We start from the raw sequence: 14,523 nt of genomic DNA on the forward strand, positions 1-14,523 counted from the left end.
CGCCGGGCATTACCATGGCTGAACATTATCCCTCATTCACCCAAATTCGCATTTCACCCTCGCCGCGATTGGCCCAGCTAAACCACGGAATAAAGGTCAGCGTGTGTGGCTCTGGTGTGACGGGGGCAGTATCGAAGTGCCACAGCTGCTGCTGCTCCGGCTGCGCAGCGATCTGCTTCGCGCCTTCGGCCTGGATAAGCACCTTATGGGCAAAGAGCCCTTTCCCTTCCACAAGCCTGAATTCACTCTCTTTCGGTAGCCAGACGTTATGCAGCGCCTCGCCGTTATCAGCCTCTTCAAGGCAGTAGACCAGCGGGCCGCGCTGAATCGCTACCTTGCCAGCGACGCTGCGCACCAGCGGGTTGCCATAGACGCGATGGACCGGCATGGGCAGCGTTAGCGATAGCGTGTCGCCTTCACGCCAGAGCCGACTGAGATGCATATAGCCCTTGCGTACCTCACCCTGTACCGCTTCGCCGTTGAGCAAAATTTGCGGATCGCAGCACCACTCAGGCAGGCGCAGGGCCAGCGTATGCTGCACTGGCTGGGGTGAGTCGATGCGAACCTCAACGCTCTCCTGCCACGGATAGTTGCCGCTAATACGCACCCGCAGCGGCTTATCCCCCACCGGGATCTCTACGTTATTGCCTATATAGAGATTGATAAACAGCGCATCGGGGCGCGGGGTATAGATGTAATGGCCGATAGAGGTCAGCAGGCGAGCAATATTGGGCGGACAGCAGGCGCAGCCAAACCAACGCTGGCGAACCGGCTGGATATGGTCGTAAATGTGATTAAACTTCAAGTATTTCGGGGTGATCTCCAGCGGATTTACATAGAAAAAATGTTTACCGTCGAGCGCCATACCGCCCAGCACGGTGTTATAGAGCGCACGCTCCATCACGTCGGCATACTGGCTGTCGCCTTCCAGCTCCAGCATCCGGCGGGCAAACATCATTAGCCCGATCGAGGCGCAGCTCTCGGCATAGACGGTATCGTTCGGCAGGTCGTAATCGCTGCTGAACGCCTCTCCCCGGCTTTGTGAGCCAATGCCGCCAGTGATATAGAGCTGGCGCTGGGCCATGTTTTGCCACAGCCGCAGGCAGTCCTGGCGCAGGCGCTCATTGCCGGAGAGCCGCGCCAGGTGGGCAACGCCGGTCATCAGATAGACAAAACGCACCGCATGGCCAATTGCGCTCTGCTGCTCTGAAAGCGGCAGGTGCGCCTGGCTATATGCTTTATCGTTCACCATCCACGCCGTGCCATGGTTAGGCCAGAACCAAGTGCCGCCGCGCTGTGCAAACTCCTTATCGTAAAAGTGCGGCTGCGTGCCACGCTGCTCAACGAAGAAATTCACCAGATCGCGATAGCGGGTCTCCTGGGTCACCTCAAACAGGCGCATCAGGGCTAGCTCAATTTCCGGATGGCCGTCATAACCCTGAAGTTGATTAACGCCAGGACCAAACACGTTGTCGATGTAGTCCGCCAGACGGCAGGCTACCTCCAGCAGGCTGCGCTTGCCGGTGGCTTGAAAGTACGCCACCGCAGCCTCGATCATGTGTCCGGCGCTGTATAGCTCATGGCATTCGGCGAGGTTAGTCCAGCGTTCGGCAGGCGCTTTTATCGTAAAGTAGGTGTTCAGGTAGCCATCGTCACACTGTGCTGCCGCAACGAGCGCAATTACTTCATCAGCCGTTTTCTCAAGTTCGGCATCGGGTTTCTGGCACAGCGACCAGGCCACAGCTTCCAGCCACTTCGCGACGTCGCTGTCCTGAAAAACCATGCCATAGAACTCACCCTCAGAGAGACCAGCGGCAATGCGGAAGTTTTCAATTGCATGGCTGGGATCGGCTTCGGGAATACGGTCGTTCAGTGCATCCCACTGATAGGGGATCACCACTTCGCGCACCAGTCGCTGGTACTGGCCTAAAAACGGATCGGTGACGTTAAGCTTATGCAGGTCGGTTTCCATGATAGTCATCATCTTCTCCTCAGGACTGGGCATGACGCTGGCGCAGGTCGGTTGAAATACGCGCCATCATTGGGTTATTGAGCTTGCAGACGCGAACGGCTAGTGCCAGCAGTAAGTGGAACAGGGCAGGCAGCAGGGTTTCCATCGCGGTGATCCCCTGTAGCGAGGCGGTGGTCTGATTGCCAGTGCCGGGCTGGTAGGCCACGACAATAAATACCAGGCTGATAATTCCCGCGCTTGAGGCCCAGGCGAGCTTGATAAAGAACAGGTTGAACGCGAAGTTCATGCCTGACGAGCGTACGCCAGTTTTCCACTCGCCGTAGTCATCGGAGAAAGCCATCAGCGAGAAGTGCAGCGGTAACGTAAAGCCAAGGATAATGCCGTTACCCAGGATGATTGCCAGCCACAGCGTCTGATACTGCGGGCCGCCCGGCAAAAACCACATGCCGACGGCCAGCGCGGCCAGCACCAGGTTGGTATAGTAGTAGAGCTTAACGGCATCGATACGGCGGGTGAGCGGGTTGACGATAACGGAACCGAGGATCGAGGCGAAGGTCACCATCGTAAAGAACAGCGAGGTGTAGGCCGTACTGCCCTCCAGCACATAGGTGATGAAGTACATATAGCCCCCGCCGCGAATGTTGAAGACGTTAATCAACAGGAAGGACATCACCAGCATTAAAAGCAACTGATCGTTTTTACGCAGCCCGGCCAGGTGTTCACGCAGGGTAAATCTGCCCATCAGCGCCAGCGGCACCCGCTCGCGGACCCAGAAGAAGCAGCACAGGAACATCACAACCGCAATTGCACACAGCACGCCGACGCCCAGCTGGTAGCCTTTGGCGACTCTCCCCTGGCCGAAGAGATCGACCATCCACGGCAGGCCGACCGAAACCAGAAAACCCGCTACGCCGCACAGCACGAAGCGCCATGACTGACAGGAGATTACCTCGCTATGGCGTGTGGTCATGGTATTAATTAGCGCGCAGTAGGGGACGTTAATCGCGGTGTAGCCGACAGAGAGCAGCAAATAAGTACCAAACGCCCAAGCGATTTTTACCCCCATGCCAGCGTCCGGCACGGTAAAGGTCAGTACACCAATGATGCCGATGGGGATCGCCACCCACAACTGCCAGGGACGAAAGCGTCCCCAGCGGCTCTGCGTGCGGTCAGCGATGACACCCATGATCGGATCGGAAATGGCGTCAAAAACGCGCAGGGCAATAAAAAGCGTGCCCACCAGCGCCGGGGTGAGGCCAAAAACGTCGGTATAGAAAAAGGTAAGAAAATTCATGATCAGGCAGGTAATAACCGTGCCGCCTGCGTCGCCCAGGCCGTAGCCTATCTTTTCGCGAATTGACAGTTTATCGTCAACCGCACCCTGAGCAATGCCTGTATGGGTAATCGGTGTAGAGGTCATAGATAACTCCTCGTAGGGTGGAGATCTCTTTTATTAGCTATCCGCCCGCAAGGGCAGCGCTGTTATTGGAAATGACCTGATTAATTCTGCCTTTTAAATATCGGGCAACAAGGCAATAAAAAAGTATAAAAAGATGACGATTCCGACTTGATTTTGAAAATGTGAAGCCGATCGGGCAAATTCGTATTAATTTATTAATAATCAATAGCAAAGATGTTAATGATCGGTCTGAAAAGCGAGAATTGATATATTTATGCTCGAATTATCCATAGCACTTCCGGTCAAGGTGCAAAACGGCGGGCTATTTATCTCTCGGGGCGTTGGCAGGCACCCTTCACGCAGGCTTGACTCCTGGGAGATTATTTTTGTCGAAAAGGGGACGCTGGCGATCCGTGAAGAGGAGATGCTGTTTCAGGTTAATGCCGGAGAGAGCCTGCTGCTTTGGCCGCGACGCAGACACGTTGGCGTTGATGATTTCCCGGCGGATCTAAAATTTTATTGGCTGCATTTTGAGGTAGAAGCAGAGGTAGGTCGGTCACCGTGGGTGAGTATGCTCTCCATTCCGCAGCATATGCGGATCCGCGATCCACAATATATGATCTCTCTTTTTCGGCAGTTTCTAAGCGAGCAGGAGAAGCTAGAGCGAACGGCAGCGCTTGAATTTATCCTGCTGATGATTTTGCAGCAGATGACCCCAGGCGAACAGATCAGAGAGGAGAGCAACGACAGCGGTGCTGCTCTCGCGTGGAAAGCACAGCAGCTTATCCGTACCCGCTTTCATCTCCCCCTCTCCACCAGCATGCTCGCCAGAGAGCTTCACTGCAACGCAGATTACCTGGGACGGATCTATCGCCGCGTTTTTCACCTGACGCTCACCGAAGCCATTCATCGCCAGCGCGTGCGGGCAGCAGAGAAGCTCCTTATTAGCGATGCGCGCTCTCTTAGAGAGGTGGCTGGCCTGTGCGGCTTTAGCGACGTAGGTTATTTCCGGCAAATCTTCCGCAAGCATACTGGCCTGACGCCCGCCATCTGGAAGCGGCGATACTGTAAGGAGCATATTAACTCCTGAACGCTAAGACGCCGGGTGGCGCTGCGCTTACCCGGCCTACAACAGTGTTAATTAGCTCGTTCCTGCCAGGCAATCTCCACCTCTTCGGCGAGAATTTTCACCCCAGCTTCGATCTTCTCCGGATCCGGCACGTAGTTCATGCGCATGCACTGGTGGGTGTGCGGCCAGGGCTTGTCGAGGCCTGGGAAGAAGTAGTCGCCGGGCACCATCAGCACGCCGCGTTTCTTCAGGCGCTGATAGAGCAGTTCGGTGGTGATCGGCAGGTCTTTAAACCACAGCCAGAGGAAGATGGCTCCCTCAGGCTTGTGAATAAGACAGCGCTCTTCCGGCAGATAGCGGCGCAGCGTGGCCATCGTCTCCTGCACGCGCTGGTAGTAGAACGGTTTGATCACCGTTTCCGACAGGCGCAGCAGGTCGTTGCGTTTGATCATCTCGCACATCATCGCCGGGCCAATGCCGCCGGGGGCAAGGCTGATGATGCCGTTCATGTTGCGGATCGCCGAAATAGTCTGCTCATTGGCGATGATAATGCCGCAGCGGCTGCCGGGCAGGCCGAGCTTGGAGAGGCTCATGCAGAGAATGGTGTTCGGGTTCCACAGCGGGCGCGCCTCGCTGAAGATGATGCCCGGGAAGGGCACGCCGTAGGCGTTATCGATCACCAGTGGGATGCCGTGCTGGTTCGCCAGGGCGTCCAGCTTGATCAGCTCCTCGTCGGTAATGACGTTGCCGGTCGGATTGGTTGGCCGGGAGACGCAGATCATGCCCGTCTCTTCGCCAATGTGCAGATGCTCAAAGTCGACGTGATACTTAAACTGGCCGCCCGGCAGCAGCTCAATATTCGGACGCGCAGAGACGAAGAGATCCTCCTCCAGCCCGGAATCCGCATAGCCGATATACTCCGGAGCCAGCGGGAACAGCACCTTTCTGGTGGTTCCATCGGCACGGCGACCAGCAAACAGATTGAACAAGTAGAAAAACGCGCTCTGGCTGCCGTTAGTCAGTGCAATATTCTGTGGCGCAATATCCCAACCTAGCGTGGTGCGCAGCATATCCGCCAGCGCGACCAGCAGCTCGGATTTCCCCTGTGGACCGTCATAATTGCACAGCGCATCAGTGGCTTTGCCGGAGGCAAGCATCTCCGCCAGCAGCTTCTGGAAGTAGTCGGTCATCTCCGGGATCTGCGCCGGGTTACCGCCGCCTAACATAATCGCGCCGGGCGTGCGCAGGCCGTCGTTGAGATCCTCCATCAGGCGCGTGATGCCTGAGTGGCGGGTGAATTTGTCGCCGAAAAGTGAAAATGTCATAGCAGGTGTTCTGTCGGTCTGATTTTAAAATTGGCACACCTTAACGCTAGCGCAGGCGCGGTGCAAATCGCTGGCCTGCCTGCGCTTCGTGTTTTTATGCTAAAGACAGTCTTACCGTCAGACGTTAATTCTGTTTCCCTGCCCACACTACCATAATTTTATCTGTGCCGTTTTCACGCATAAATCCGCTGCCCTGGGCCAGCTCCAGCGTTGACTGTTTACCTGCCCCCACGGCGGGGTGACGAGCGCGGAACTGCCCGAGCTTCTGCCAGTGCGCCACAGTAGCCGCTGACTGACCGCTCACATCCTGCCAGTTCATGTCCGAGCGCGTGCCCTGCAACGGATCGGAGCCGGTAGGGCCGAAAGGTCTCGCCGACTCATCGCCATAGAAGATCTGCACCGCACCAGGAGCCAGCAGCAGCAGCTCGGCGGCCCGCTGACCACCTTCGCGGAACAGGCGGGTATCGTGAGAGGAGAGGTAGCTCAGGACGTTAAAATCCTGCAGCTTGTCCGCCATCTGCTGCCAGATCGGTACCATATTTGCGAGACAGTCAGTGGCTTTGGCCGCCTGCTCCTGGTAATCAAAGTTGATCATCGCATCGAAACCATGGCGATAGTATTCGCTCTGCATCACGCCGTGGCCCCAGGCCTCGCCGGTCATCCAGAACGGGTTATCGTCGCGTTTTTTATCCGGGTTCGCCTGCTTCCACTCTGTCAGGGCCGCCGTTGCCTGGGTCTTGAGCTGCTGCCACGCGGCCATCTCCACATGCTTAGCGGTATCCACCCGGAAACCGTCGATGCCGTATTCGCCCACCCACTGGCTGAGCCAGTGGGTCAGGTAGTCACGCGGCGTATAGCCGGAGATCTCTTTGGCCCGCGTGTCGGGCTTATGCTGATAGAAAACCGGCAGGCCAGACGGGGTAGTGGATTCGGTTTTGATATCCGGCAGGAACGCGAGGGACATAGTGAGATCGTCAAAGCCGGGGCTGTCGTAGTCGCCGATGTCGGTGCGGATCCAGTTTTTGCCCCACCACTGCTCCCACGCCGCTTTATCGCTAAAGTTGATGTAGTCATTAAAGCTGTGCCAGTTTTGTCCGGCAGCGGGTTTCCAGTCCGTCCACCTTTCGCCGAGGAGCTTCTGTCGCTCCTCGCCCTGCAAATAGAGCGCGCCGAACTGGTAGGTCTGCATATCCGCCAGCGTGGCGTAACCGGTGTGGTTCATTACCACGTCCAGCAGCACGCGAATGCCGCGCTGGTGCGCGCCGTCGACCAGCGCGCGGAGATCCGCCTCGCTGCCCATGTTGGCATCCAATTTCGTCCAGTCCAGAGTGTAGTAGCCGTGGTAGGCATAGTGCGGGAAGTCGCCTTTGGTGCCGCCGCCTACCCAGCCGTGGATCTGCTCAAAGGGCGCGCTAACCCACAGCGCGTTAACCCCCAGCCCAGCGAGATAGTCCAGCTTGCTGGTGAGCCCCTTCAGGTCGCCGCCGTGAAAGGTGGCAATCTCCTGCATACCGTCTTTATGACGGCCATAGCTATTGTCGTTGGCTGGGTCGCCGTTGACGAAGCGGTCGGTAAGGACGAAGTAGACGGTGGCGTTGTGCCAGCTAAAGGGCGCAACCGCAGGCGCATCGGCCTGCTCAAGCAGCAGCAGGCCACCGCTGTTAGCATCGGGCTGGAGCGTGATTTTCCCTCCGCTCACCGTGGCAACCTGCTGGCTATAGAAGTCACGTACCTGACTACCTTCGGCAAAGGTTTTACTTACATCGACCGTTAGCGGCTTGCCATCCCATACCGGACACTGGCGCAGGGCGGCGGTGTTGGCCTCCGCTGCAGGCGGGGCGGCTACCGTCAGCATCAGCGTTGGCGTACCCGAGCGGGTATCTATCTGTAGCGCGTAGTCGCCGTCGCGAAAGATACGCCACTGCGGCGCGTCACCGGTGCAGGGCTGAAGCGATAGCATCTGGTTGAGCTTAGGGGCAGTGGCAGGCTGCCAGCACGCATTGTCACTTTTTAAGGTAAGAGGAGTGGTACCCTTTTTGAACGTAGCCTCACTGTGGTAAACCCCGCTGCCGGTCGCGCTGAACGCGGGAAAGCCGGGCGCAGTCCATTCGGACCAGGCGGTGATGGGAAGCAGTAAAAGCGCAAGGGCACAGCGTTGCATGATGGCATCCTCTCCAGAGTTTCCATCAGTGTGCCACCCGTTGCGCCGGGTAAACTCATCCCTGCCGGGCGTTTGCCAGGGTGGAGGTCAAAGGCTGAGCGATCTGCGCCACATTTAGAGGGAAGTTTGTGATAGGCCACGCAATTTTTGACTATTTTGCATGCTGTAGATCCATTCGGTTGATGACACCAATTAGGAAATGGACTATTTCTTAGAGTGCTCCCGAGGGGTATTTTTGATACAATTTGAGATTCCGCTCTCAAAATCTTGTAAAAATAAGGTGTTGGAATGCATCAATCCGACCAGGAGACCTAATGATATCGACTCCCATTCGACGATATGGGGCTGCGATACTCATGTTACTCACCACGGCATTTTCAGGTGAGGTGATTGCGAAAACGCACGCACAGACAACGAGTTATACAGCCCACACAAGCAGCCATAAGCACAGTAAAACGTTAAGCAGTAGTAAAAAGGTTAGCAGTAAAACGATTAGCAGTAAAAAGGTTAGCAGTAAAAAAGTTAGTAGTACGCTGGCAAGCAGTAAACAAGAGTATTCTCGCAATAGTGCAAAGAGCAGTTCACTTCCTGATTTGCGAAAATACCCTTCCGGAACACCAAGGAAAAAGGCGTTTCTCCGGACGGTTATGCCCTACATCACTAGCCAAAATGCTGCGATTACCGCTGAGCGCAACTGGCTGGTGTCTAAACAGTACGACAATCGCTGGTCGCCGACCGAGCGTGCGCGTCTGAAAGACATCGCTAAGCGTTACAAGGTGAGCTGGTCGGGTAATACCCGCCGCATCCCATGGAATACGCTGCTGGATCGCGTCGACATTATCCCTGACAGCATGGTTGCCACCATGGCGGCAGCCGAAAGCGGCTGGGGTACGTCGAAGCTGGCGCGCAGTAACAACAACCTGTTCGGCATGAAGTGTGCGAAAGGCCGCTGTAACAACGGCCCGGGCACGGTGAAAGGGTACTCTCAGTTTGACTCGGTTAAAGAGTCAGTGAGCGCCTACGCGGCTAATCTCAACACCAACCCGGCGTACGCGTCGTTCCGTAAATCCCGTGCGCAGCTGCGCAAAGCGGATCAGGAAGTGACTGCCAGCACCATGATCCACAAGCTCAGCGGCTATTCGACGCAGGGCCAGCGCTATAACAACTATCTGTTTGCTATGTACCAGGACAACCAGCGGTTGATCGCGGCGCATATGTAATTTTGTCTTCGTTATGCCGGGTGGCGCTTTGCTTACCCGGCCTACGTGACTTACCTTCTCTACATTACTATCTCGCTATAGCGATCCCGGTAATCCTTCGGCGTGCTGCCGTACTCCTTCTTAAACACCGAGTAGAAGTATTGCAGCGATGGGTAGCCGCACATCTGCGAAATCTCGTTAATCGACAGCGAGGTTGAGATCAGCAGGCTGCGGGCCTTCTCCAGCTTCTCTGCGTGGATCATCGCATGAATGGTCTCTCCTACCTCCTCCTTAAAACGCTTCTCCAGGTTCGAGCGGGAGATCCCTACCGCATCCAGCACCTGATCGACCTTAATCCCTTTGCAGGCGTGATTGCGAATGTAGTGCATGGCCTGGATCACCGCCGGATCGTTGAGCGATCGATAGTCTGTCGAGCGCCGGGCCACCACCCGCAGCGGCGGTACCAGCAGCCGCTGGAGCGGCATCGCTTCGTTATCCAGCAGGCGGTGCAGCAGCTTCGCCGCCTGGTAGCCCATCTGCCGCGTGCCTTGTGCCACCGACGAGAGCGCCACCCGCGACAGGTAGCGAGTGAGCTCCTCGTTATCGATGCCAATGACGCACAGCTTCTCCGGGACCGGAATATGCAGATGCTCGCACACCTGCAGCACGTGGCGAGCACGGGCGTCGGTCACGGCAATAATTCCGGTCTGCGGCGGCAGGGTTTGCAGCCAGTCAGCGAGACGGTTCTGGGCGTGCTGCCAGTTCTCTGGGGCCGTCTCCAGACCCTGATAGACTACGCCGCGATACTTCTCCTGCGCGACCAGCTGGCAAAAAGCGTACTCCCGTTCCGCCGCCCAGCCTTTGCCGCTGGAGTTAGGCAGGCCATAGAAGGCGAAGCGGTGCACTCCTTTCTCTTTCAAATGCAGAAAGGCGCTCTCGACCAGGGCGTAGTTATCGGTGGCGATGTAGTGCACCGCCGGGTAGTCCTCCGGGCGATGGTAGGAGCCGCCCACGCCGACGATGGGAACGTCTACGTCGGCCAGCACGCGTTCGATCTCGCCGTCGTCGAAGTCGGCGATGACCCCGTCCCCTAGCCACTCTTTGATATTGTCGAGGCGGATGCGGAAATCCTCCTCAATGAAGATGTCCCACTCCGACTGGGAAGCCTGAAGATATTCGCCCACGCCTTCAACGACCTGGCGATCGTAGGCTTTATTGGCGTTAAACAGCAGGGTGATACGATGGCGCTTGGCAAACATGTTGATCTCTTCCTGATAAATCACCGTTTCTGATTATCACATTCAGCACAAAGCCGGAGAGATTTTCCCCGGCAGTGTGATCATCCATGGAATTTGTCCGCTATGTGCGGCGTTTTGTGGCAGAGTCCATCCACACCGCCAGCAGCAGAATGGCTCCCTTGACGATGTACTGCCAGAATGTGGGGACGTCCATCATGCTCATGCCGTTATCCAGCGAGGCCATAATAAAGGCCCCCATCACCGCGCCCGCCACGCTGCCGACCCCGCCCGCGAGGCTGGTACCGCCGATCACGCAGGCGGCGATGGCGTCCAGCTCGGCAATGTTCCCCGCCGACGGAGAGCCTGCGCCGAGGCGCGAGCTGAGGATCAGCCCGGCGATGGCCACCATCAGGCCGTTGATAGCAAATACCGCCAGCTTGGTGCGCTCAACGTTAATACCTGACAGGCGCGCCGCCTCAATGTTGCCGCCGATGGCGTAGATCCGTCGCCCGAAGGCAGTACGCGTTGCCATAAACATCCCCGCCAGCAACAGGAAGACCAGCAGCAGCACCGGCGTCGGTACGCCACGGTAGTCGTTGAGCAGCCAGATCGCACCCAGTACCACCACCGCTGTCAGCGCCTGCCTGCCAACCACCATCGTGGAGGCCGACGTTGCCAGCCCCAGCGACTGACGGCGCAGCCGCCCGCGCCACTGCCAGAGCACAAACAGCACCAGCCCCAGCGCACCGACGCCAAAGCCAAACCCATCCGGCAGGTAGCTCTGACCAATCTGCGACATTGCCGCGCTGGTGGGCGAGACGGTGGTGCCGTTGGTAATGCCAATCAGCACGCCGCGAAACGCCAGCATCCCCGCGAGGGTAACGATAAACGACGGTACTTTGCGGTACGCTACCCACCAGCCGTTCCAGGTGCCCAGCAGCAGCCCCAGCACCAGCGTTACCGCGATGGTCAGCGGCAGCGGCCAGCCGAGCCAGACGTCAAAGATCGCCGCCGCACCGCCCAGCAGGCCCATCATTGAACCCACGGAGAGGTCAATCTCGGCGGAGATGATGACAAACACCATCCCCACGGCCAGGATGCCGGTGATGGCGGTCTGGCGCAGCAGGTTAGAGATGTTACGCGCGCTCAGGTACGAGCCGTCGGTCATCCAGGTAAAGAAGAGCATGATTGCCACGATGGCGGCAATCATGACAAAGACCTGGAGATTGAGAGATTTTAACCCGCTAAAGGCCCCGGGAGCCGGGGAGGCGAGCTTAAGTTCAGACGGATTGCTTTTCGACATGATGTTCGCTCCTCAGCGCCGCTTCCATAACCTGTTCCTGGGTCAGATGGTGATTGATGAGATTGGCCTTGAGCCGGCCTTCATGCATCACCAGCACCCGATCGCTCAGCCCCAGCACCTCCGGCAGCTCGGATGAGATCACGATGACGGCAATGCCCTGCTGTACCAGCTGGTTAATTAGCTTGTAGATTTCATACTTCGCGCCGATATCGATCCCGCGCGTAGGTTCGTCGAGGATCAGAATGCGCGGATTGAGCAGCAGGCAGCGGGCCAGAATCGCCTTCTGCTGGTTGCCGCCGCTAAGACGGCCAATCGCCAGCTCCGGCGAGGAGGTTTTGACTTTTAACCGTTGCAGTGAATTGAGAATGCACTGCTGCTCGGCGGCATCGTCAAGGGTGCTGAGCGTGCCGGAAAACTGATCCAGCGCCGCGAGGGTAATGTTCTTGCCGACGGCCATCACCGGCACGATGCCATCTTTTTTCCGATCCTCTGGCACCATGGCGATCCCATGGGCGATGGCCTGCTGACAGTTGCTTATCTTCACCGGCTGGCCGTCGATAAACACGCTGCCCTCATAGCGGCCTGGCCAGACGCCAAACAGACACTGCACGGCCTCGGTGCGCCCGGCGCCGACTAATCCGGCAATGCCTAAAATCTCCCCGCGCCGCAGGGAGAAGGAGACGTCGTTGACCCGCTTGATGTGGCGGTTAACCGGATGCCAGGCGGTGAGGTGCTCCACGCGCAGGATCTCATCTCCCGCCGTATGCGGCTCGCTTGGATAGAGCGCGGTCAGCTCGCGGCCCACCATCATGGTGATAATGGCATCTTCGTTCATGCCTGCGGCGTCGCGCATTCCTACCGGCTTGCCGTCGCGGATCACGCAGATAACGTCGGCAATGGCCTTCACCTCGTTCAGCTTGTGTGAAATGTAGATACAGGCGATGTCGTGATTTTGTAGGTCGCGGATGATATCCAGCAGCACCGCCGTCTCCTGCTCGGTCAGGGAGGCGGTAGGCTCGTCGAGGATCAGCAGCCGTACCTGCTTGTTGAGCGCCTTGGCGATCTCAACCAGCTGCTGCTGGCCTAAGCCCAGATCGCCTACCCGGGTATCTGGCGAGATGGCGAGGCTGACCTGCTTGAGCAGCTTGTCGCAGCGCAGCGTCATGGCGTCGTAGTCCATCACCCCGTGGTGGGTCAGCTCTGCGCCAAGAAAGATGTTCTCTAGCACCGTCAGGTGCTTAACCAGCGCCAGCTCCTGGTGAATGATGGCAATACCCCGGCGTTCGGTATCGCGGATATGGCTGGCGATGAGCGGCTCACCGGCAAAGAGGATCTCGCCATCGTAGCTGCCGTGCGGGTAGATGCCGCACAGCACCTTCATTAAGGTAGATTTGCCCGAGCCGTTTTCACCGCACAGGGCCAGCACCTCGCCGGCGTTGAGCGCCAGGCTCACGTTATCGACGGCTTTTACCGTTCCGAACGCTTTGGTGATGTTTTTCATTTCCAGTAAATAAGGCATACCTGCTCCGCGTGGATCGTTGGAATAACAGTGCCTGAGGGCGCTCCCCCGGTGTGCCGGGGGAGGATGTGATGCTTACAGCTCGCTTTTCTTGTGGAATCCGTCTTTCACTACGGTGGCGTCGATATTCTCTTTATTTACTTCGATAGGCGTCAGCAGGCGGGCAGGGACATCCTTCAGGCCGTTATTTAACGAGGTGTCGGCTTTTGGCTGCTGGCCATTTCCCAGCTCGACGGCGATTTCAGCGGCGGTATTCGCCAGCTCGGTGATGGGCTTATAGACGGTCATGGTCTGGCTACCATTCATAATTCGTTTGATACCGGCAAGGTCGGCATCCTGACCGGAGATCGCGACTTTGCCCGCCAGCCCCTGGGCGCTGAGAGCCTGGATTGCGCCGCCTGCGGTGGCGTCGTTCGAGGCGACAACCGCATCGATTTTGTTATTGTTGGCGGTCAGGGCGTTTTCCATAATTTTCAACGCGTTTTCCGGCAGCCAGCCGTCGGCCCACTGGTCGCCTACTACTTTAATTTTGCCGCTGTCGATATAGGGTTTTAAGACTTTCATCTGACCCGCCCGGAACAGCTTGGCGTTATTATCCACCGGTGAGCCACCCATCAGGAAATAGTTGCCTTCAGGCACCTTTTTCACCAGGCTCTGCGCCTGCATTTCTCCTACTTTTTCATTATCGAAAGAGATATAAAAATCGATATCAGCATTATTGATCATGCGATCGTAGGCTAATACTTTAATACCCTCTTGCTTGGCCTCTTTTACGACATTACTTAAAACCTGGCCGTTGTAGGGAATAATCACCAGCACGTCAACGCCACGGTTGATCATATTTTCAATTTGCGACATCTGGGTCTCTTCGTTACCGTTGGCCGACTGGACAAACACCTCTGCCCCCAGCGATTCGGCCTTTTTAACAAAGATATCGCGATCTTTTTGCCAGCGTTCGAGACGCAGATCGTCAATGGCCATCCCAATCTTGACCTCTTTAGCATGGCTCGCGACGCTGGCAAGCAGCAGCGAGGCGCAAAGCGTAAGGCAAAGGTTCTTTATCTTCATAATATTAATACCTTTTGTAGGGTTATCGGGCTTGAGATAAAAGAAACATGCACAGCGACAGACGTAGCAAATTTTTAACATCTTATTGCGGGCTGGCAATTACTGATTTTTATCTTCCGATTACGTTTTTTGGTTTATTTTCTAATTTATGACCGCGATCTTATTTTAAGCCGCTAAATCAATATTTGAGAGCCAGCGCACGTTTGTGCATTCTCTCAATAGCAGTGTGAAATAACGTAATTGAGCAACGCCCGGCGAATATCCACTATT

10 protein-coding genes are annotated in these 14,523 nt (G+C 56.7%); 2 read left to right on the forward strand and 8 right to left on the reverse strand.

Annotated elements, in window-relative coordinates:
• Positions 1-25: 25 nt before the first annotated feature.
• Both EV102420_RS16560 and EV102420_RS16565 read right to left on the reverse strand, forming a co-directional pair.
• Complete coding sequence (locus EV102420_RS16560; protein WP_042393955.1) at positions 26-1,981, reverse strand: glycoside hydrolase family 127 protein; 1,956 nt, start codon at positions 1,979-1,981, stop codon at positions 26-28.
• A gap of 10 nt (positions 1,982-1,991) precedes the next feature.
• Entirely contained in the window at positions 1,992-3,392 is a 1,401-nt protein-coding gene (locus EV102420_RS16565) for an MFS transporter (protein WP_042393957.1), read from the reverse strand.
• A gap of 253 nt (positions 3,393-3,645) precedes the next feature.
• On the opposite strand from EV102420_RS16565, the gene EV102420_RS16570 reads away from it, so the two are divergent.
• A complete protein-coding gene (locus EV102420_RS16570) occupies positions 3,646-4,461 on the forward strand; it encodes an AraC family transcriptional regulator (RefSeq protein ID WP_042393960.1) in 816 nt (271 codons plus the stop codon).
• A gap of 47 nt (positions 4,462-4,508) precedes the next feature.
• On the opposite strand, the gene avtA is transcribed toward EV102420_RS16570, so the two are convergent.
• Positions 4,509-5,765, reverse strand: a complete 1,257-nt coding sequence (gene avtA, locus EV102420_RS16575) for a valine--pyruvate transaminase (RefSeq protein ID WP_042393963.1) — start codon at positions 5,763-5,765, stop codon at positions 4,509-4,511.
• Between the two features lie 124 nt (positions 5,766-5,889).
• Positions 5,890-7,926 (reverse strand): alpha-amylase, encoded by a 2,037-nt coding sequence (locus EV102420_RS16580; RefSeq protein ID WP_042393966.1) that lies wholly within the window; start codon positions 7,924-7,926, stop codon positions 5,890-5,892.
• Positions 7,927-8,240: 314 nt separating this feature from the next.
• Here EV102420_RS16580 and EV102420_RS16585 point away from each other — a divergent pair, with 314 nt between their 5' ends.
• A complete protein-coding gene (locus EV102420_RS16585) occupies positions 8,241-9,146 on the forward strand; it encodes a protein bax (RefSeq protein ID WP_042393967.1) in 906 nt (301 codons plus the stop codon).
• 59 nt (positions 9,147-9,205) lie between these two features.
• On the opposite strand, the gene xylR is transcribed toward EV102420_RS16585, so the two are convergent.
• From xylR to xylF, 4 genes are all read right to left on the reverse strand, one after another.
• The gene (gene xylR, locus EV102420_RS16590; RefSeq protein WP_042393970.1) at positions 9,206-10,384 is read right to left on the reverse strand and encodes a D-xylose utilization transcriptional activator XylR; all 1,179 of its coding nucleotides are present in this window, start codon (positions 10,382-10,384) and stop codon (positions 9,206-9,208) included.
• Between the two features lie 100 nt (positions 10,385-10,484).
• Entirely contained in the window at positions 10,485-11,666 is a 1,182-nt protein-coding gene (xylH, locus tag EV102420_RS16595; RefSeq protein ID WP_042393971.1) for a xylose ABC transporter permease XylH, read from the reverse strand.
• On the reverse strand, positions 11,644-13,185 hold the full coding sequence (locus EV102420_RS16600; protein ID WP_042393975.1) for a xylose ABC transporter ATP-binding protein: 1,542 nt from the start codon (positions 13,183-13,185) through the stop codon (positions 11,644-11,646). The genes xylH and EV102420_RS16600 overlap by 23 nt, the downstream gene beginning before the upstream one ends.
• A gap of 75 nt (positions 13,186-13,260) precedes the next feature.
• Positions 13,261-14,253, reverse strand: a complete 993-nt coding sequence (xylF, locus tag EV102420_RS16605; RefSeq protein ID WP_042393979.1) for a D-xylose ABC transporter substrate-binding protein — start codon at positions 14,251-14,253, stop codon at positions 13,261-13,263.
• Positions 14,254-14,523: the final 270 nt, after the last annotated feature.

This window comes from Pseudescherichia vulneris NBRC 102420 (genome assembly GCF_000759795.1).
In the GTDB taxonomy this organism is placed as follows: domain Bacteria; phylum Pseudomonadota; class Gammaproteobacteria; order Enterobacterales; family Enterobacteriaceae; genus Pseudescherichia; species Pseudescherichia vulneris.

Bases quoted from the DNA above. Each gene is read 5' to 3' on its own strand.
- EV102420_RS16585 (WP_042393967.1), top strand. From the start codon at position 8,241: ATGATATCGACTCCCATTCGACGATATGGGGCTGCGATACTCATGTTA.
- EV102420_RS16600 (WP_042393975.1), bottom strand. From the start codon at position 13,185: ATGCCTTATTTACTGGAAATGAAAAACATCACCAAAGCGTTCGGAACG.
- EV102420_RS16565 (WP_042393957.1), bottom strand. From the start codon at position 3,392: ATGACCTCTACACCGATTACCCATACAGGCATTGCTCAGGGTGCGGTT.
- xylF (WP_042393979.1), bottom strand. From the start codon at position 14,253: ATGAAGATAAAGAACCTTTGCCTTACGCTTTGCGCCTCGCTGCTGCTT.
- xylH (WP_042393971.1), bottom strand. From the start codon at position 11,666: ATGTCGAAAAGCAATCCGTCTGAACTTAAGCTCGCCTCCCCGGCTCCC.
- EV102420_RS16560 (WP_042393955.1), bottom strand. From the start codon at position 1,981: ATGACTATCATGGAAACCGACCTGCATAAGCTTAACGTCACCGATCCG.
- EV102420_RS16580 (WP_042393966.1), bottom strand. From the start codon at position 7,926: ATGCAACGCTGTGCCCTTGCGCTTTTACTGCTTCCCATCACCGCCTGG.
- EV102420_RS16570 (WP_042393960.1), top strand. From the start codon at position 3,646: ATGCTCGAATTATCCATAGCACTTCCGGTCAAGGTGCAAAACGGCGGG.
- avtA (WP_042393963.1), bottom strand. From the start codon at position 5,765: ATGACATTTTCACTTTTCGGCGACAAATTCACCCGCCACTCAGGCATC.
- xylR (WP_042393970.1), bottom strand. From the start codon at position 10,384: ATGTTTGCCAAGCGCCATCGTATCACCCTGCTGTTTAACGCCAATAAA.